Annotated in this window: 20 protein-coding genes and 1 riboswitch; of the genes, 5 read left to right on the top strand and 15 right to left on the bottom strand. The window is 43.0% G+C overall.

From position 1 onward, the window contains the following. Positions 1–196: 196 nt before the first annotated feature. From Xmir_RS12335 to moaA, 6 genes are all read right to left on the bottom strand, one after another. Positions 197–829 carry an alanyl-tRNA editing protein gene (locus Xmir_RS12335; RefSeq protein ID WP_099114542.1) on the bottom strand — a complete coding sequence of 211 codons (633 nt, stop codon included), beginning with the start codon at positions 827–829 and terminating at the stop codon, positions 197–199. A gap of 763 nt (positions 830–1,592) precedes the next feature. Then, positions 1,593–2,303 (bottom strand): Bax inhibitor-1/YccA family protein, encoded by a 711-nt coding sequence (locus tag Xmir_RS12340; protein WP_099114543.1) that lies wholly within the window; start codon positions 2,301–2,303, stop codon positions 1,593–1,595. A 146-nt stretch (positions 2,304–2,449) separates the two neighbouring features. Continuing rightward, positions 2,450–2,905: a molybdopterin synthase catalytic subunit MoaE gene (moaE, locus tag Xmir_RS12345; protein WP_099114544.1), complete on the bottom strand. Its 456-nt coding sequence runs from the start codon at positions 2,903–2,905 to the stop codon at positions 2,450–2,452. Between the two features lie 2 nt (positions 2,906–2,907). Then, positions 2,908–3,153 (bottom strand): molybdopterin synthase sulfur carrier subunit, encoded by a 246-nt coding sequence (gene moaD, locus Xmir_RS12350; RefSeq protein ID WP_099114545.1) that lies wholly within the window; start codon positions 3,151–3,153, stop codon positions 2,908–2,910. Next, on the bottom strand, positions 3,150–3,629 hold the full coding sequence (gene moaC, locus Xmir_RS12355; protein ID WP_099114546.1) for a cyclic pyranopterin monophosphate synthase MoaC: 480 nt from the start codon (positions 3,627–3,629) through the stop codon (positions 3,150–3,152). The genes moaD and moaC overlap by 4 nt, the downstream gene beginning before the upstream one ends. Positions 3,630–3,663: 34 nt before the next feature. After that, a complete protein-coding gene (gene moaA / locus Xmir_RS12360) occupies positions 3,664–4,644 on the bottom strand; it encodes a GTP 3',8-cyclase MoaA (RefSeq protein ID WP_099114547.1) in 981 nt (326 codons plus the stop codon). Beyond that, positions 4,634–4,790, bottom strand: a riboswitch (molybdenum cofactor riboswitch). It overlaps the preceding gene by 11 nt. Positions 4,791–5,071: 281 nt before the next feature. On the opposite strand from moaA, the gene yvcK reads away from it, so the two are divergent. Next, on the top strand, positions 5,072–5,980 hold the full coding sequence (gene yvcK / locus Xmir_RS12365; RefSeq protein ID WP_099114548.1) for a uridine diphosphate-N-acetylglucosamine-binding protein YvcK: 909 nt from the start codon (positions 5,072–5,074) through the stop codon (positions 5,978–5,980). Between the two features lie 89 nt (positions 5,981–6,069). Here yvcK and uvrB read toward each other — a convergent pair whose 3' ends face one another. Further along, positions 6,070–8,097 (bottom strand): excinuclease ABC subunit UvrB, encoded by a 2,028-nt coding sequence (uvrB, locus tag Xmir_RS12370; protein ID WP_099114549.1) that lies wholly within the window; start codon positions 8,095–8,097, stop codon positions 6,070–6,072. 279 nt (positions 8,098–8,376) lie between these two features. Between uvrB and Xmir_RS25225 the strand changes: the two genes are divergently transcribed. After that, entirely contained in the window at positions 8,377–8,538 is a 162-nt protein-coding gene (locus tag Xmir_RS25225) for a hypothetical protein (RefSeq protein WP_167385977.1), read from the top strand. Between the two features lie 222 nt (positions 8,539–8,760). Here the strand turns inward: Xmir_RS25225 and bioD are convergent, their stop codons facing one another. Genes bioD through bioB form a run of 4 tightly spaced genes read right to left on the bottom strand, consistent with a single transcriptional unit; the run spans position 8,761 to position 12,382 of the window. Beyond that, a complete protein-coding gene (gene bioD / locus Xmir_RS12380) occupies positions 8,761–9,444 on the bottom strand; it encodes a dethiobiotin synthase (RefSeq protein ID WP_099114551.1) in 684 nt (227 codons plus the stop codon). Further along, positions 9,434–10,207 carry a malonyl-ACP O-methyltransferase BioC gene (bioC, locus tag Xmir_RS12385; RefSeq protein WP_099114552.1) on the bottom strand — a complete coding sequence of 258 codons (774 nt, stop codon included), beginning with the start codon at positions 10,205–10,207 and terminating at the stop codon, positions 9,434–9,436. The genes bioD and bioC overlap by 11 nt, the downstream gene beginning before the upstream one ends. Further along, on the bottom strand, positions 10,191–11,342 hold the full coding sequence (gene bioF, locus Xmir_RS12390; protein ID WP_099114553.1) for an 8-amino-7-oxononanoate synthase: 1,152 nt from the start codon (positions 11,340–11,342) through the stop codon (positions 10,191–10,193). Before bioF ends, bioC begins: the two co-directional genes overlap by 17 nt. Further along, positions 11,342–12,382, bottom strand: coding sequence for a biotin synthase BioB (bioB, locus tag Xmir_RS12395; protein WP_099114644.1), 1,041 nt, complete (start codon positions 12,380–12,382; stop codon positions 11,342–11,344). Before bioB ends, bioF begins: the two co-directional genes overlap by 1 nt. 96 nt (positions 12,383–12,478) lie before the next feature. Between bioB and bioA the strand changes: the two genes are divergently transcribed. Both bioA and Xmir_RS12405 read left to right on the top strand, forming a co-directional pair. Continuing rightward, positions 12,479–13,747, top strand: a complete 1,269-nt coding sequence (bioA, locus tag Xmir_RS12400; protein WP_099114554.1) for an adenosylmethionine--8-amino-7-oxononanoate transaminase — start codon at positions 12,479–12,481, stop codon at positions 13,745–13,747. Between the two features lie 508 nt (positions 13,748–14,255). Continuing rightward, a complete protein-coding gene (locus Xmir_RS12405) occupies positions 14,256–14,828 on the top strand; it encodes a hypothetical protein (protein WP_099114555.1) in 573 nt (190 codons plus the stop codon). 209 nt (positions 14,829–15,037) lie between these two features. On the opposite strand, the gene pgl is transcribed toward Xmir_RS12405, so the two are convergent. Next, positions 15,038–16,024 carry a 6-phosphogluconolactonase gene (gene pgl / locus Xmir_RS12415; RefSeq protein ID WP_099114557.1) on the bottom strand — a complete coding sequence of 329 codons (987 nt, stop codon included), beginning with the start codon at positions 16,022–16,024 and terminating at the stop codon, positions 15,038–15,040. 161 nt (positions 16,025–16,185) lie between these two features. Between pgl and Xmir_RS12420 the strand changes: the two genes are divergently transcribed. Beyond that, the gene (locus tag Xmir_RS12420; RefSeq protein ID WP_099114558.1) at positions 16,186–17,001 is read left to right on the top strand and encodes a pyridoxal phosphatase; all 816 of its coding nucleotides are present in this window, start codon (positions 16,186–16,188) and stop codon (positions 16,999–17,001) included. Between the two features lie 86 nt (positions 17,002–17,087). Here the strand turns inward: Xmir_RS12420 and modC are convergent, their stop codons facing one another. Genes modC through modA form a run of 3 tightly spaced genes read right to left on the bottom strand, consistent with a single transcriptional unit; the run spans position 17,088 to position 19,626 of the window. Next, positions 17,088–18,152, bottom strand: coding sequence for a molybdenum ABC transporter ATP-binding protein ModC (gene modC / locus Xmir_RS12425; RefSeq protein ID WP_099114559.1), 1,065 nt, complete (start codon positions 18,150–18,152; stop codon positions 17,088–17,090). Further along, the gene (gene modB / locus Xmir_RS12430; RefSeq protein ID WP_099114560.1) at positions 18,146–18,838 is read right to left on the bottom strand and encodes a molybdate ABC transporter permease subunit; all 693 of its coding nucleotides are present in this window, start codon (positions 18,836–18,838) and stop codon (positions 18,146–18,148) included. Before modB ends, modC begins: the two co-directional genes overlap by 7 nt. A 17-nt stretch (positions 18,839–18,855) precedes the next feature. Continuing rightward, positions 18,856–19,626 carry a molybdate ABC transporter substrate-binding protein gene (gene modA / locus Xmir_RS12435; protein ID WP_099114561.1) on the bottom strand — a complete coding sequence of 257 codons (771 nt, stop codon included), beginning with the start codon at positions 19,624–19,626 and terminating at the stop codon, positions 18,856–18,858. Between the last annotated feature and the right edge of the window lie 338 nt (positions 19,627–19,964).

The following is a 19,964-nucleotide window of genomic DNA, read 5'->3' on the forward strand; positions in this document are numbered from 1 at the left end:
CGCGATAACCAATAAAGCATGACAAACTTAAACGCAAATCGTCTGAACCAGCACTCACAGAGTGCATACATCTGGAATTAAAGAGCAGCAACTCACCGAGTTCGGGCTGAATATCCAGTGTGGCTTGCCAAGCAAGGAAGGCTCAATTACCATAATGACCAGAAAAATATTGTTATCCGCCTGACGCCGGAAACGATCAGGCAATATTGTAATAAACCGTTAAATTACTCTTCTTGATCTTCACTTCTTGTATTTTAATTCCCTTCAGTTGCCCCAGAGATGCCACGTGAGTTCCTCCACAAGGGTAAGGCGTAAAATGACCAAAACTCACTTCCCGAAACCCATCATCTCGTAGAGTGATATTGCAGGATAAATCTTGCGTAACGTAATATTCACAACTTATTTGGATGTCTTCTACCGACACATTTTTAGCACCTGCTTCTGGTTTGAATACCACTTTACTCTCACCCGGCCAATGATGAGCTTTAATTGGACGCCACATTGCAAGCTCACCAACATGACCAATAAGATGCCCAGCAGAATGTAAGCGAGAATGTAATTGACGACGCTCACCGTCAATGCGGGCAAAAACATTTCCTAATGGAACAGGTTTTGTAGTCAGATGAATAATCTCACCATTTTCTTCTGAGACATGAACGACTTCTACATCATTGAGCCAACCAATATCACTAGGCTGGCCACCTCCCTGAGGATGAAATATCGTAGAACCCAATCGAATAGAATAACGTTCATCATCACGGGGAATACAATCAATGACTTCAATATCAGCGGCCAAAGCCTGACTGGACAAATAAATACGCTCTGCCATATATAATCCTACGTTATTATCAACAATCTAGATTTATTTAATAAAAGTAATAAGACTGGGTATTTCAAAAATTGGTATTTATCTCTAACAACAGGTAGTTAGATATTTTACTAGAAATAAAAAACTGACCTGAAAATAAAAAAGTTAACTAAAATGAGTTAGTTCTTATGTAAACTAATAGATAGATAAAAATAATCAGTGTATTAATTGAATAGGTAAGCTATATTCAAGTGACTCATTAAATTTAATAGATGTAGGAAAGAAATATATTACAAACATAATAAATAAATCAAGTTATTTTAATATAAAATTCTACAGAATGAAGTATACATAAGAGTTGAAGATACTGAATCCAACTTGAGGAACTATTATAATATTCAATTAAGACAACATACTAATCAAAATAAAGCTATCAATATGTCTGAATTCAATGTATGGATAGTAAAGCATTACTTTCTTCAATTATAGATCTATATCATTGAAAAATTATTACATTTCTATAAATAGGATAATATTTATACTGCATCAATGGAAGGAGAAGAATACTGCTTCATGTATTGTCTTGTTATTTATTGCTATGATGATGACTTAATAAAAATAATTCTTTTCACTATCCTATCCTTTCTTTTCAGTTATTAAAAATCAATAACAGGAATATTCAGAATAATGGTTCTGAAGAACATATGTCATTTTCATATCTTTAATATAAAAAACCCTGCCAAAGCAGGGTTTTTATCTTAAAAAATAATTTATATATCAGTAACTAGCGGCGATCACCCAAAATACGCAGCAACATCAGGAACAGGTTAATGAAGTCCAGATACAGAGTTAGTGCGCCAGTGATAGAATATTTGCGCATATTCTCTTTATCATTAACATCGATTTGTTCACCCATTTCTTTCAGTTTCTGGGTATCATATGCGGTCAGACCCGCAAAAATAACAACACCGATATAAGTGATTGCCCACATCAGTGCCGGGCTTTTCAGCCAGAGGTTTAGCAGAGAAGCCAGAACGATACCAATCAGCCCCATAAACAGGAAGCTACCCAGACCGCTCAGGCTACGCTTGGTGGTATAACCGTAAATACTCAACGCACCAAACATACCCGCTGAAACCACGAATGTGCTGGCAATAGAGCTACTGGTATAAACCACAAATATACTGGAGAGCGTGAGCCCCGTCAGCATGGAATACAGCATGAACAGCCCGGTCGCCAACGCCCCACTCATTTTATGTACCAAACCAGACAGCACAAACACCAATGCAAGCTGTGCAATGATCAAGCCATAGAAAACAATGGAGTTACTGAAGATGGCATATAAAATTTCAGGTGTATTTGCTACATACCATGCGACAAATGCAGTTAACAACAGGCCACAAGTCATCCAACCGTAGACTTGTGCCATGTAAGTTTGTATACCAGAACCAGTTTTCTGAACAATCGAACCATTAGAACGTTGATATCGGTCCATGACGATTACCTTTTCATGACAATGTTTAGGGATTAAGAATGTTTAAAAATAAACAGTCTACTCAAAACTTATACATTAGCATAGAACATTAATAAGCGGCCAACCACTGTTTCAATACGTTGTTAAAAGTAGTTTTTATCAAGGAGTTACACCCAACGATTTGCGGCATCTTCATCACTCTTTCTTGTTTCTACCCAACGCTCGCCCTTGGCAAGAGACTCTTTTTTCCAGAAAGGTGCCTTGGTTTTCAGATAATCCATGATGAATTCAGCCGCAGTAAAGGCCATACTACGGTGAGAACTGGTAACACCAACAAATACAATTTCATCTCCCGGGTACAACTCACCAACACGATGAATAATACTGATACGTTGCAGTGACCAACGTTGACGAGCTTCATCAGCAATAGCCCGCAACATCTTTTCTGTCATACCCGGATAATGTTCCAGCGTCAGTGTTTTCACATTATCGCCCAGATTATGGTTGCGAACTTTCCCCGTAAAGGTCACAACCGCACCGTCTTCATCACATTGCGAGAGCCATTGATATTCATCACCAACATTAAATATCTCCCGTTGGACACTGATGCGGAGGTTTTCCATTCTCAACCTCCCGTGACAGGTGGGAAGAAAGCTACCTCATCGCCATCATGCAAAGGGTGTTCAGCATGGACAAATGATTGATTGACAGCAGCCAGCAATTTACCTTCCTCCAAAGCCAACGCCCATCTCTCGCCTTTTTCAATCAGTGCCTGACGAAGATGCGCTACAGTTGGATAGTCATTCGGCAATTCAAGTGAATCTGTTCCCGCCAACTCACGAACTTGAGCGAAAAAGAGTACTTTTATCATGCTTCCACCTTAAAACTTCCTGATTTACCACCGCGTTTTTCCAGCAAACGCACCGGACCAATAACCATATCTTTTTGCACCGCTTTGCACATGTCATAAATCGTCAAGGCAGCCACGGATGCCGCTGTCAGAGCTTCCATCTCCACGCCTGTTTTCCCGGTCAAACGGCAACAAGATTCGATCCTGACACGATTGTGCTCAGTTTGTGCTTCCAATTGGACTTCCACTTTACTCAGCAACAGTGGATGGCAAAGTGGGATTAATTCCCAGGTTCGTTTGGCAGCCTGAATGCCTGCAATACGGGCCGTAGCAAACACGTCTCCTTTATGATGATCACCGGCAATAATCATGGCCAATGTTTCAGATCGCATTTCAACGAATGCTTCTGCGCGCGCCTCACGCACTGTTTCCGATTTGGCGGAAATATCCACCATATGAGCTTCACCCGCAGTATTAATATGGGTTAGTTGGGACATCCTTTACTCCTGAAAAATGAATCTTGTAGTTAAATTAACCACCAATAAAAGAGAGGTTGGGAGTGATGCCACTGTCTCCCTGATGCAGAAAGTGTGTCTCACGTTTATGGCGCAAGCCACCCTGAATCCGTAGTTTCAGAGCATCAAGTGATACATCATCAGACAATAAATCACGCAACGGAATACCTTGCTCCCCAAATAAACACAAGTGAAGATTACCAATCGCAGACACCCTCAACCGATTGCAACTTAGGCAAAAATCTTTTTCATAAGGCATGATAAGGCCAATTTCACCCTGATAATCGGGATGGTGAAAAACTTGAGCCGGCCCGTCACTGCGCTCTCGTTGTTGTTGTTGCCAGCCTTGTTGCAATAGTTGGCTGCGAATAACGTTGCCAGAAAGGTGATGACGATGGAAAATGTCGCTACCTTCTCCTGTCTCCATCAATTCAATAAATCGTAATTGGATCGGACGATGTCTAATCCAGTCTAAAAAAGCAGGCAGGTTGATATCATTGACATTCTTCATCAACACTGCGTTGACTTTCACTGTGTTAAACCCTGCTTCAAAAGCTGCATCAATGCCACGCATCACCTGAAAAAATTTATCCTGACCAGTAATGGCATGAAATTGACGAGGGTCAAGGCTATCAACGCTAACGTTAATCGCTGTCAACCCTGCCTCTTTCCATTGGGATACGTCGCGCTCCATTCGGTATCCATTGGTTGTGACAGCAATTTTTTTGATTTGTGGGTTTTCATGAACTGTCGCGATAATATCGCAAAAATCACGCCGCATCGTTGGTTCTCCCCCAGTCAGGCGGATTTTTTCTGTACCAAGTTCAGCGAATGCGCGGCTGACGCGACGAATTTCCGGTAGGGAAAGAAATGATTTATGACCATGCGGCCGATATCCATCAGGCAAGCAATATGTGCAACGGAAATTACACACATCCGTAATAGATAATCTCAAATAATAAAATTTGCGCGAGAATACATCTGTAAGTTGTTCCACAATAACACCTTCCAAGTACGGGAGATGCGGGCATTTCTACCTTGCATCCTGGTGACTCAGGAGCCACGGCCAGAGCATCATATCAATGTGGTATCCATTTGATAGGACAACGACTTAGACACAGAGGCTAGGAGTTAATATCAGTTAAAAATTTATGTGAAAAATTAGGTAAGTAACAATGTGCTCGTTGAGGATTCTAACGCTTAAGATAACAAAAAGCTAATCTATACCTCGATATATACCTTACTATACAACGAGTTAGATAAAACCCATAACATCAGGTTCCTGTTGTATTTCTACGCGCCCCTAAAAAATATCAGACAAAAAATCGCACAAAATCACAGCAATTGCTAAGGGCATTATATTTTATGATAAATTATATGAGATTTATTAAAGCCCTCTACGTTTAGCCAGTAACAGGAACTCTATGCGAAATCGCACATTAGCTGATTTAGATCGCGTTGTCACCCTTGGTGGCGGCCATGGACTTGGACGCGTTATGTCTTCTCTTTCTTCTCTCGGAACCCGCCTGACCGGTATTGTCACCACAACCGATAATGGAGGGTCAACTGGCAGAATACGACGCTCAGAAGGAGGAATAGCATGGGGAGATATGCGCAATTGCCTCAATCAGTTAATCACGGAGCCAACGATTGCTTCCGCTATGTTTGAATATCGTTTCAGCGGCAATGGTGAACTGGCTGGTCATAATCTGGGTAATTTGATGCTAAAGGCGCTGGATCATTTAAGTGTCCGCCCTCTTGAGGCGATTAACCTGATCCGCAGTCTACTGAAAGTCAATGCTCATCTGATCCCTATGTCTGAACAATCGGTTGATTTAATGGCGATAGATAATCAAGGCAATACCGTATATGGCGAAGTGAATATCGATCAACTCAATTGTGTGCCGCAAGAGCTCTTACTCTATCCCCGGGTTAACGCGACTAAAGAAGCGCTGGATGCCATTGAACAAGCAGATTTGATTTTGATTGGCCCCGGTAGTTTTTTAACCAGCCTGATGCCGTTGCTATTATTGGATGACTTAACCCAGTCCCTGCGCCGCAGTAATGCAAACATGATCTATATCGGTAATTTGGGGAGAGAACTCAGCCATGCAGCAACCGAGTTATCGTTAAAAAATAAGCTTGAAATCATGGAAAACAGAATCGGCCGCAAAATGATTAATGCGCTTATTGTCGGCCCTCGTACTGATATCAGCCCCTTCAGCGACCGGATTGTAACGCAGCAAGTTTTGGAAGCGCAGGATATTCCCTACCGTCATGATCGCGAGTTATTACGACAAGCAATCGAGCACACCTTGCAAAGATTGGGCTAACAGGCAGATGGAGAGCGATATTATTCACTCTCCATAAGCTACTTATTTCGCCGTAATTACCGTCAATTCAGGTACTACAAATATGCTACTCAGGAATTAGCAATAAATTGCGCCCTCAATGTCTGTACCTGATCACGAATATTGGCCGCCTGTTCAAATTCCAGATCCCGCGCATGTTGATACATTTTATCTTCCAGTTCACGGATTTTGCTTTCCAACTCTTTCGCCGACAGTTTATGGTAATCATCCGTGCCCAAAGCAACTTTGCCTTTTCCTTTAGTTTTTCCTTTTCCGTGGGCTGGCTGACCAATTTGCAGAATGTCACCGACTTTTTTGTTCAGCCCTTTCGGTACGATACCGTGTTCTTCATTAAATTCCTGTTGTTTGGCACGACGGCGTTCTGTTTCCTCAATCGCTTTCGCCATAGAGTCTGTGATTTTGTCACCGTATAAAATCGCCTTACCATGCAGGTTACGCGCTGCGCGGCCAATAGTCTGGATCAGGGATCGCTCTGAACGCAGGAAACCTTCTTTATCAGCATCTAAAATCGCCACAAGAGAAACTTCTGGCATATCCAAACCTTCCCGAAGCAAGTTAATACCAACCAAGACATCAAATTCGCCTAAACGAAGATCACGGATAATCTCCACACGTTCGACCGTATCAATGTCGGAATGGAGATAACGGACTCGTTCACCATGCTCTTCTAAATATTCAGTTAAATCTTCCGCCATTCGCTTGGTGAGTGTGGTTACCAGCACTCGCTCATTTTTCGCTGCCCGGATACGTATTTCTGACAATAAGTCATCCACTTGAGTCGATACAGGGCGAACTTCAACTTCAGGATCAATCAGCCCGGTCGGACGTACAACCTGTTCAATCACTTCGTTGCCCGATTTTTCCAATTCATAACGACCGGGGGTTGCTGAAACATAAATGGTCTGTGGTGCCAGCGCTTCAAATTCTTCAAACCGTAATGGACGGTTATCCAGCGCTGATGGCAAGCGAAAACCATATTCCACCAGTGTTTCCTTACGGGAACGATCCCCGCGGTACATGCCGCCAATCTGTGGAATAGTTACGTGGGATTCATCCACCACCAGCAAACCATCAGCCGGAAGGTAGTCGAATAATGTTGGAGGGGGTTCACCTGTGGAACGACCAGACAGATAACGAGAGTAGTTTTCAATGCCGGAGCAATATCCCAACTCATTCATCATTTCGAGATCGAATTGTGTTCGCTGAGTGATACGTTGCTCTTCCAATAGGTTACCTGATTCCAGCAACATTTTACGTCGTTGATCCAACTCAACCTTGATTTCTTCCATTGCCTGAAGGATACGTTCACGCGGTGTCACATAGTGTGTTTTAGGATAGATGGTATAACGCGGCACATTGTACTGAACCTGACCTGTCAGCGGATCAAACAGGGAAAGGCGTTCGACTTCATCATCGAACAATTCAACACGCAAGGCATGTTCGTCCGATTCTGCGGGGAAAATATCAATCACCTCACCACGTACACGGAATGTCCCACGCTGGAACGCCTGATCATTGCGGGTATATTGCAACTCTGCCAAACGGCGTAAAATCGCTCGCTGGTCAATCAGCATGCCATTAGTTAAGTGAAGCATCATTTTCAGATAACTATCAGGATCACCCAGACCATAAATTGCGGAGACGGAAGCCACCACAACGACATCACGGCGTTCCAGTAAGGCTTTTGTTGCCGATAGACGCATCTGCTCGATATGTTCATTTACCGACGCATCTTTTTCGATAAAGGTATCAGAGCTCGGTACATAAGCTTCCGGCTGATAGTAATCATAATAGGAAACAAAATATTCCACTGCATTCTCAGGGAAAAACTCTTTCATTTCGCTATAAAGCTGCGCGGCCAGTGTCTTATTGGGTGCGAGGATCATGGTTGGCCGATTCAAGTTTGCGATAACATTGGCTACCGTGAACGTTTTACCTGAGCCTGTTACCCCCAGCAGTGTCTGATGGGCTAAACCATCTTCCAGCCCTTCCTGTAATTGGTTGATAGCCGAAGGCTGATCACCTCCAGGTCTGAAATCAGAATATAACTTGAATACCTTATTTGTTTCTTTGCTCATTTTTCCCCCGCAATCATGTACACAAGCCCCCATGCCTATCTGTGCACAAACAAAACGCTTTTATAATACTGGATAAAAAACCAGCTTCAAGTAAGTTAGTAAAATAATATTGTTTTTATTTTAAGGAGAAAGCTAAAGAGTTGCAGTAGCGAGAAATCATAAATTACCGCAAGGTGATATTAACCTTTGTTTAACATTAGTAGTGACTATTTTTATCCCCAGATAATGATCTTGCTTTTTTATATTTTTGTATTAGCTACTGAAATGATAAAGCACCGAATGGCAAAGGAAGGTAAAAAGGGATTGCTTTTATTTAATGAGTTGATCTTTATAGCAAAAAAAATCAAGGAGAGAATAACAGCAAATCTTGCGCAAGCCGCGTATTATCTTGCGTCAGCTTACTTGTCTAAAACTAATGCACAGGGTTATCCACAGGAATAGTGGATAACTCAGCAAACCCCATTGGGCATGGGAGGTTGCGGAGTTACCCTTGTTTATAAAATTCTCCAATAATGGGAAATTTTTATTCTATTTTAGAATTGAGTTGCGTTATTTTTTGTTCAAAAATAATGCAATCATTGTTGAAATAAGGCATTTTTTATAGAGAGAAACTAAATTTAACTTCTCTCCAGCCGAGGATTTTAACTAACGCAAAGTAAACAATTAGTTAACCAATACATCAATGTTTATATATTCCCCTACATTATTATTATCAATTAATTCTCCCAGATGGGGAATAATTCCCAATAAAGGTGCAGGTATCATGCGTTCCAGCGTTTCCAAATACGCCGACTGGCGTTTACCTGCCGGTTCGATTTCATTAGCAACCCAACCTGCCAATTTCAGCCCTGAATGTTGAATTGCTTTTGCGGTCAATACCGCATGGTTAATACAGCCTAACTTGACACCCACGGTCAAAATTACGGGTAAATTCTCCTGAATCACCCAATCAGCAAAGGTCGTATTTTCCGATAATGGGGTATACCATCCCCCCGCCCCTTCAATTAAAACCCAGTCAGATTTTGCTGCCAGTACTGCCAGCCCTTTTGATAATATCGAAAAATCAATGGGTTGGTTTAATTCGGCGCTCACGATATGGGGAGATGTAGGCTCCACAAATACCAAAGGATTCACTTCCTGATAAGTTAATGGCACAACACTATTACGCTGTAAAGCCAAGGCATCACCATTACGTATTCCTTCAGTTGTTACTTCACTCCCCGATGCGACCGGTTTATAACCTGCTGTTTGATATCCCTTTTTATTCGCCGCTTGCAGTAAAGCGCAACTAACCACTGTTTTACCTACTTCAGTATCAGTTCCGGTAAGAAAATATTTACTTGTCACAATGAATGACTCCAAAAGCAATTTGATAGCTTAATAGGTAGCTACCATTATTCCGTGGATATGCCTCATCAAGAGCACTCAGGCGTTTTCTGGTCATTAATCCCTGCTGGCGTCCATGATGAAGGTGCGTTGCACCGATTCCTTTCAAAGAATTCAGTAAAGGCAGGAGCTGTGAATAATGCTGACGATATTGCCGTTGAATAACTTTATGTCGATATGGTTGACATGCTTGTGTAATGGTTTTCAATGGCAAAAATTGATTAGTGTGCCGATAATCGTCTACTCGCTCCCACGCGGTTTCCAGTTCATGCAGAGAACCTTGTACGAGCGTGGAAAATACGATAAGCCCACCGGGGCAGGTAACACGATAAAGCTCCTGCAAGGCACATGACAAATCATTGCACCACTGTACTGCCAGATTGCTGAAACAGACATCTACGCTGTTGCCGGCCAATCCCAAATGTTCAATATCTCCTTGCAGATAATAATTGGCCGCTTGCTGCTCACGAGCATAATTCAGCATACCGGAAGCCAAATCCAACGCGATGACTTGTTTGCCTTGTTGTTTCCAACGGGCACTGAAAAAACCCGTTCCACAACCCGCATCCAATATGCTCATACCGATATCTTCTGCCTGCGCCAGCGCCATCAAGTATTCACCCGTTTGCTGTTGCAGTTTAGCCACCGTATCATACTTGGAAGCGGCGCGCCCAAAGGCACCGGCAATGGCGTGCTTATTAACCGATTTAACAGCCGGATCCATACAATGCCTCTAGTAATACATCAATATCCTGTTGGGTATGACTTGCCGTCAATGTAATACGCAGGCGGGCACTTTCCGGAGGAACAGTGGGAGGCCGTATCGCCGTAACCCACACATTTTTCTGCCTGAGCGAATGAGATAATTCGATACAACGTTGGTTATCGCCTACAATGAGCGGCTGAATCGCTGTTTCTGAATCCGTCAGAGCAAGAGATAAATGCCGGGCTTCATGGCGAAAGTATTGAATGTTGTTGCGCAACATTTGACGCAATTCATCCCCGGCCCTGATTTGTTGTACCGTTTCAGAGAGAGCAACTGCCTGCGCCGGTGGCATTGAAGTACTGTAAATCAGGTGTCGAGCGTATTGGAGCAAGTACTCTGCGGTTTGCTCATCACACAAGATTGCAGCGCCGCTCAATCCAAATGCTTTGCCAAAGGTGACGACCAGAATTTCCGGTTTGACATTTTTCGCCCAGCAACTGCCGCGTCCTTCTTCCCCCTGAATACCAATACCGTGGGCATCATCTACCATCAGCCAACTCTTTGCAGAACTTGCTTGTTGAGCAATAAGTTCAAGCGGAGCGCAATCTCCATCCATGCTAAAAATGCCTTCCGTTACCACCAGCGTTTTACCCGTACACTCTTTTTCCAGATGCCGTTTCAACGAATTCACATCATTATGTAAAAAACGTCGTAGCTGTGCGGGCGACTGCATAGCCGCTTCCATCAAAGAGGCATGGCTGAGGCGATCAGCAATAATGCGATCATCTTTTTCCATCAAAGCCGCAATGACACCTTGGTTGGCGGCATAACCAGAAATAAACAGCAAGGCGCGAGAGTAGCCCAACCATTCAGCTAATTGCTGTTCTAATGTGTCATGCGCTGTTGTGTAACCCGTGACATGCCCCGAGCCTCCACTGCCCACACCATATTGCTCTGCCCCTTTCTGCCACGCAGCAATAATCTGGGGATGCCGGCTCAATCCAAGATAATCGTTACTGGAGAAATTGAGATATTGACCGTCTGAGGTGGATAATAAGCGGCCATCAGAACCCAGATGGACTTGTCTGCCACGCCATAAAGAGGTAGCCCGGCGTTCGGCCAAACGTCGGGAGAGTGAATCTGACCAGTTCATCATATTGCCGCATTGTAGAATTGTTCGTTATCAGCATTATTAAAAATGGCTTCAGTCAAGTTCTGTTGCTGTTGATTGTCACCAAATGCCGTCTTTGTCTGTTGAGGGTTAATACCCAACCGGCGGAATAACTGGAGATCTTTATCTTCATCTGGATTTGGCGTGGTCAGCAATTTACAGCCGTAGAAAATGGAATTGGCACCCGCCATAAAGCACATAGCCTGAGTTTGCTCGTTCATCTGTTCACGTCCTGCGGATAGACGGACATGCGATTTCGGCATCATGATCCGCGCTACAGCAATGGTGCGGATAAAGTCAAAAGGATCGACATCTTCGTTGTTTTCCATTGGTGTTCCCTTCACTTTTACCAGCATATTGATAGGTACACTTTCTGGTGGCTTCGGTAAATTTGCCAATTGCACCAACAATGCTGCACGGTCACGTATCTGCTCCCCCAAACCCACGATACCGCCTGAACAAACTTTAATGCCTGCATCCCGGACATTATCCAGTGTATCCAGCCTGTCCTGATAACTGCGGGTCGTGATGATATTGCCGTAAAACTCTGGTGAGGTGTCTAAGTTATGGTTGTAGTAATCCAGACCTGCCTCTGCCAAACGCTGTGCCTGAGAGTGATTCAGCATTCCCAAAGTCATGCAGGTTTCCATTCCCAATGCTTTGACTTCTCTGACCATTTTTTCCAGATATGGCATATCACGTTCATGCGGGTTCTTCCAGGCAGCCCCCATACAGAAGCGGGTGGAACCCGCATTTTTAGCTTTATGCGCGGATTCAATGACTTTTTCCACTTCCATCAACCGCTCTTTTTCCAATCCCGTTTTATAGCGGGAACTTTGTGGACAGTATTTGCAATCTTCGGGACAAGCGCCGGTTTTTATCGACAGCAATGTACTGACTTGTACCTGCTGTGGATCAAAATGTTCGCGGTGTATTTGCTGTGCCTGAAATAACAATTCAAAAAAAGGTTTATCAAACAAATCCTGTGCCTGCTTGATAGTCCATTGTTGACGTTCGCTCACAATCACATCTCCAATATGAAAAAATGTTGCCAGTTTAAATAACGCCGCTATCATGTCAACTAAAACAAACGATCACAGGTTTACAAGTAATTCGTTATGAACCCTTCAGATATTGAATTTGACCTGCGCCATATTTGGCATCCCTATACATCTATGACCCATCCACTTCCTGCCTATCCTGTTGTATCTGCGACAGGTGTGGAACTGGTTTTATCAGATGGGCGCAAGCTCATTGATGGTATGTCTTCATGGTGGGCAGCTATTCACGGCTATAATCATCCTGCACTCAATGAAGCCGCAAAATCGCAGATCGATAAGATGTCCCATGTTATGTTTGGCGGCATTACCCATCCTCCTGCGGTAGAACTGTGTAAACAATTAGTGGCGATGACGCCTGATTCTCTGGAATGTGTTTTTTTGGCAGATTCGGGTTCTGTTGCTGTCGAAGTTGCCCTAAAAATGGCCTTGCAATACTGGCAAGCCAAAGGGGAAATACGCCAACGCTTTTTGACACTGCGTCATGGTTATCATGGCGATACCTTTGGCGCTATGTCTGTCTGTGATCCCGATAACTCCATGCATAACTTGTATAAAGGTTATCTGCCAAACCACCTATTCGCTGATGCGCCTCAATGTCAGTTCGGTGATAAATGGCAGCCAGAAGATCTCGATTCTTTTAAACGATTATTGTTGCAATATCATGATGAAATTGCCGCCGTGGTTCTGGAGCCAATTGTTCAGGGTGCCGGTGGAATGCGGATTTATCATCCGGAATATCTACGTCAAGTTCGCCAGCTCTGTGATGAATATCAGATCCTGCTGATTGCAGATGAGATAGCGACTGGATTTGGACGAACAGGTAAATTATTTGCCTGTGAACATGCCCAGATAGAGCCGGATATTTTATGCTTAGGCAAAGCGTTGACGGGGGGATATATGACATTATCAGCAACACTGACAACTCGTCATGTCGCTGAAACTATTAGTCAAGGTGAAGCGGGTTGTTTTATGCATGGCCCAACTTTTATGGGGAATCCACTCGCATGTGCTGTAGCCAGTGCCAGCCTCAAATTACTCTCCGATAGCCCGTGGCAACAACATATTCAATCCATTGAAACTCAACTAAAAGCGGAATTACTTCCGTTAAAATCACACGGTGCAGTCGAAGATGTACGGATATTAGGTGCTATCGGTGTTGTTGAAATGAAACGCCCTGTTGACGTAGCTTCACTGCAACGCCATTTTGTTCAACATGGCGTATGGATCAGGCCATTTGGCCGATTAATTTATTTAATGCCGCCTTATATTATTCAGCCGGAACAACTGTCAAGGCTGACAAATGCGATCACCAACTCGATGAGTTAAAGATAGTAATCAATATTGGTTGTAGCAGTAGTTTATTGAACAAAGAAATACATACCTAATAGATTTTGGGCGACATAACGGCGGTAGAAAACAAATCCTCAGGATCATAGACAATTTATGTGACTGTGATGAGTGAATGCCGCCTGAAACCATTGTCACTATCCAATCAGAAAAAAGACAATATATAACACCATCAATTATAATCGTTTAAATTCAAACTAACACCTCGGTTTAAAAACTAAAACTATTATTCCTTATTAAACCCAGTATAGGTAACGAGTCTATTTTCCATTTCTCACAGAAGACTGCCATTTATTTTTAAGATAATCCCTTTGATAATTTAACTCGCCTTTCTGATAAAAAATAAAAGTACGTTACTATATTCTCAAAAAACACTTACTGATAAATATTAGTTACCAATTTCTAGCACGTTAGGCCACTTAAAAATAAATTCTCTGATATATTCAATCTAGAAATCACATTCATTGAAATAAAACAGGAGCATATTATGAATAATGAAAATTTAATTAATCCTTCTAACGAAGAGATGCAGGCTATATTTGAACAATCTAAAAATAGCTATGAGAAAGAAATTTCACATTATGAAGCTCTGGTGAAAGAAAAACCTGAGTTAGCCCCTCTGTTTGCAGAGAATCTTAAGGAAGAGTCTTTAACATCTCCTGTACGGTTACAGCCAGAATTCGTTAGTGGATTTTTTAATATTAACACCTATTATCAATATGGAAGTTATCCCTTTATCCAAGTATCATCTTATCCTGCTATAATTGGACACGAACTCAACACAGGAAAGAGAACGAATTTTAACGGTTATATTTATGGAGGGTATAACACCCCACTGATAAATTTTAATCATATTCATCTTGGTGGGATTGTAAAAGACGCTCAATCTATTATAAATGTGCCGCTCAACTTCCAACTTTATATTTATCCAAGAAATATTATTCTGCGCCTACTTAGAGGAAATATCTATTTAGGCGATTTGCACTCTACGACTCAGAATCATATATTGATCACGTACCCCATAGTTTTATCAGGGGTTGGGAGTTTTAACTTGATTTGAGTGAAAACTGTATTAATCCATCATGCTAGAATCAATTACCTATTTAATGAAAAATAGATTCTGATTTTCAGCGCTTAATTTGTAGTACTGTGGCAAAGGAATATCCCCCAGCCACACAGTTAACTGTGTGGCTGGGGGTAATTGATCACAATTCATGTCCATAATATTGCAAATAAAATTTGCCGCGCCCAAGATAGCGCGACTCAGGTTTATAATGCTAATACCGTTACCCACATCGGACCTTTGCCAACCGAATAACGCGCCAGTTGGGTGAGCTCTCCCGAATATTTGTCAATGCGTGACACTGAAATATGATCTGATTTTTGTCCTGATGCAATTAGGAAGCTACCACTGTGATCAATGGCAAAACCACGCGGTTGGGTTTCTGTTGGGTAATGTCCGGCCAATGTCAGGTGATAACCCTCTTCTGATACAAGGAAATGGCTGATCAGGCTCTCTGAACGTTCACTGGTATAGAGATGGCGGCCATCCGGTGTAATGTGAATATCAGCCGACCAACGAACACTGGAAAAATCCGTTGGCAGGGAATCAACCGATTGCACAATGCGATATTTTTCCCATTTACGTAAAACATCAACGGTTGAATCCAACTCATTAATACAATAAATCGCCGGCTTTTTCGGATGGAAGGCCATATGACGCGGACCCGCACCTGTTGCCGTAGTGATTTCATCAGCCCTGCTTTCGGTCAGGTAACCTTGCCCATCCAAGTTGAAAATACGGATATGATCTTCTTTCAGGCATGGAACCAGTAGTTGGCGATTTTCCCGGTCAATATTGGCAGAATGTGGGGCTTGCAAACCTTCCACAACTTGAATCGGAGCCTTGACGATACCGTTTTCATCAATAGGATGAACACTTAAGTTATTGAAACTGTAAGAAGCAGAAAATAAAAAACGCCCTGCTCTGTCGGTTGAGATATGTGTAGGACTACCCGGCAATGGGGCTATTGCCTGCTGTTCAAGACATCCATCTTCCCCGATGGTATAAGTGACGATGCTGAATTGGGGGCGGATCCCCACATATAAGTGTTTGCCATCAGGATGCACTACCATCGGCTGTACTTCACCGGGTGCATTTACTGTCTGAAGAAGCGAAAGCTCTCCTGCTACATTAAGCGACCATACGTGAATTTGCCGGCTATTCGGGCTGGCTGTATAAACCACCTGTTTCATTTTCTCTCCTTAATGCTTCATTACCATTTCATTGATCTGTAATGACTCTTGAAAATTTTTGTCTGTTAGACTGCTCACATAACAGTTCAACTATTTTTAACTACTGTATAATATTTGCTTACCCATTTTGCTTACACCATAGACAACCAAGAGGCCAACTCATGTCATATCGCGTTATCGCGCTGGATCTAGATGGAACATTGCTCGATCCACAAAAAAGTATTCTGCCAGAATCACTGAGTGCCCTGAATGACGCCCGGCAATCTGGTATCAAGGTCTTAATTGTTACTGGTCGCCATCATGTCGCCATCCATCCTTTCTATCAAGCGCTACAACTCGATACCCCTGCAATTTGCTGTAATGGGGCTTATTCATATGACTACCCTGGAAAGAAGGTATTAGCTTCGGATCCCCTTTCTATTCAAGAAGCCAATCAAGCGCTTTCTTATCTGCAAGGCACGGAAATTGAGCATTTGATGTATGTTGATGATGCCATTTTATATCAATTTCCCCATACTGTAGCTCGAACCCTTGCATGGTCAGACTCTTTACCTGAGCATCAACGTCCCAATATCCAGCAAGCCAGTAGTTTTCAGGATGCAATTCAGGATGTTAATTTTATCTGGAAATTTGCTACCAACTCTTCAAATCTCGTGAAACTACATGAGATCAGCGAACAAATTGCAGAAAACGTGGGCCTTGAGTGCGAGTGGTCATGGTTTGACCAAGTTGATATTGCCAAAAAAGGTAACAGTAAAGGGATGCGTTTACAGCAATGGGTAGAATCCCAAGGCATGAGTATGAAAGATGTGGTTGCTTTCGGTGATAATTATAACGATCTTAGTATGCTGGAAACTGCCGGACTTGGCGTTGCTATGGGGAATGGTGTTGATGCAGTCAAAGAGCGGGCAGATCTTGTCACACAGGATAATACCCAACCCGGCATCGCTGAAGTTATTCGGAAATATGTACTTTAATTGCCTTTAGCACCTTAGCATCAATGGGAGAATGGGAGCGAACCAGCCATGAATTGTATTATTCCCGACTACGCTCCCCAGATATTTTATAAGTGACGATTTAACGAAACACTCTTTATCTGCGCATACAGCCATTGCCCTACGCGCAGGTTAAGCTCTTCCTGCGCCCAAGAGGTAATTCTCGCCCACAAGAAATGTTCACTCAACGCCAATTTGACATCAACCTGCCCGCCGTCTTCAAAAAACTCGATGACTTTTACCTGCAAGGTGTTACGAATGCTACTTGCTTTTGGCGGTTCCAAAACTAAAGAAATATCTGACGCATCAATGCGAATACGTAAATCAGTTCCCGGAGCTGCATCAATTTGTGGTAGCCAAAGGGCTTTATCAGCCGCTGCCACGGCAGTCATTTGATAACGCTGATGATGTTCCATCACAGACACTTTCAGTATGCTGCTCAGGCTCTCTTTTTGTAACCACGGACGCAATGCACTACTCGACCAAACATCTTCTAATGTGCCCGTCGCCCTGACCTTTCCTTTATCCATGACAATCACGTTATCCGCCAAACGCAAAATTTCATCCAAACTATGGCTGACATAGAGGATCGGAATTCTGACATCTTCGGACAGTTTTTCGAGATAAGGTAATAATTCACGCTTACGTGGTAAATCCAGTGAAGCTAATGGTTCATCCATGAGCAAGATTTCAGGCGCAGTCAGCAATGCACGACCAATCGCTACTCGCTGTTTTTCTCCGCCAGATAACGTGGCAGGAAAACGTGACAGCAAGTGCTCAATGCCTAATAAGCCAATGATATTGCTAAACTGCGGTTTCATTTCCGGAGCCATGCCGTATTGTAAGTTGCCTTTCACCCGATAGTGAGGGAAAAGACGTGCATCCTGAAAAACATACCCAATCCGGCGCTTTTCTGCTGGCAGACAGATATTTTGCTCCGTATCCACTAAGGTTCGACCATTTAAGACAATTCGGCCTTTTTGTGGTTGGGTTAATCCCGCAATAACATTAATCAATGAGGTTTTTCCCGCTCCCGAAAGGCCGAATATGGCAGTGATGCTTTCAGTCGGCAAAGTGGTATCAACCTGCATGTGCAATTCACCCAAACGCTGCTCAAAATCCAGTTCTAACATGCAGCCCCCAGACGTTTTCTACTCCAACGGGTCAGCCACTCGGAAAGCATCAATGAAACCAGCGCCAATACAATAGCCACTACACATAAACGTGCTGCTGCTGTTTCTGCACCGGGCGTTTCTATCAATGTATACATGGCAAGAGGAATGGTTCGGGTTTCCCCCGGTATATTCGAAACAAAAGTGATGGTCGCACCAAATTCTCCCAATGAACGGGCAAATGCCAGCACAACACCAACAATGATGCCCGGTAATGACAACGGCAAAGTAATGGTGAAAAAAACTTTAAGCGGACTTGCTCCCAGTGTCCGCGCAGCTTGCTCCAAACGCCTGTCTATGCTCTCCAGTGACAACCGAATGGCTCTGACCATCAGCGGAAAAGCCACCACAGCCGAAGCTAATGCCGCTCCCGTCCAGTTAAATGCAAAACTGACACCAAACCAATCATAAAGGAATTCACCAATCACTCCACGACGCCCCATGCTGATGAGCAACAAATATCCCACCACCACTGGCGGTAATACCAGTGGCAGGTGGATAATGCTGTCAAGCAGGGATTTACCAAAAAACTGACAACGAGCCAACATCCATGCCATTAAGATCCCGAATGGCAAACTGAATAACACGGCAATTCCTGAGATTTTTAAGCTCAGTAAAATTGCCTGCCATTCATATTCACTTAACATCTCCAAAAGATCAGTTCCTACAGTGGACTAAAGCCATAACGTTTAAAAATTTCAGCGGCTTCAGGGGTTTTAAGGTAGTCATAAAAATCACGCACAGCCTGTTTTTCATGACCTTTGATTATCACAATCGGGTATTCCACCGGTTTGTGGCTTTCTGGTGGAAATACGCCCACAACTTTCACTTTTTTGCTGGCAACTGCATCAGATCCGTAGACAATGCCCAGTGGCGCTTCTGCCCGCTCCACCAGCGCCATACCACTGCGTACGTTGTTGGTACGAGCCATCAGTGGATTCACCATATCCCATGCTTTCAAATATTGCAGTGATTCCTTGGCATATATACCAACAGGCACATGATCAGGATCACCGACTGCTAAGCGGCCACCTGCCAGCAAGGATTTCCATTTTGTTTCCTTATTGATATCGATTTTTTCCAACTTACTCTCTTTAGGGGCAATCAAGACAAGCTGATTACCCAACAAGGTATGGCGGGTATTCTCAGCAATTAATTGTTTATCAGAGACGTAATTCATCCATTGTTGATCGGCAGAAATAAAAATATCGGCAGGTGCTCCCTGTTCTATCTGACGTGCCAATGTTGAAGATGAAGCGTAGGAAGCAACAATATCTCCTTGTTTTTCTTTCTTATATTGCGCAGCAATATCGTCAAGTGCATTAGTCAATGAAGCAGCAGCAAAAACTGTCACTTTATCTGTTGCCCAAACGTTTCCAACCAGTGCAAAAGAAACTACGGCACCAGTCAGTAGCTGATAAACTTTCTTTTTCATTTTATATTCACCTAGAGAATCAATATGGTGCGTCGTATATAACAAGATATAACGTTAAATGAAAATGCTATTCAGATATTAATCGGCAAGTTGTGAGCCAGTTTTAGCTTTTGCATTAATTCAATGCAAAAATTGCAGTATCAAAATAGGAAAAAATATCAGCAGATAGATATAACTCATCAATGTGACACGAAGGCGAAAAGGTATTGTATACAGAGCCATATGCTGTTTTATCATAATTGCTAATGCCTGCCGCAACAATTCTGGTGGTCGTGATGGCGGTGATTTGGTCGGGGGGAAAGAAACGCGTCAAATGGATTTTATGCCGTAATTAAAAA

Source organism: Xenorhabdus miraniensis (assembly GCF_002632615.1).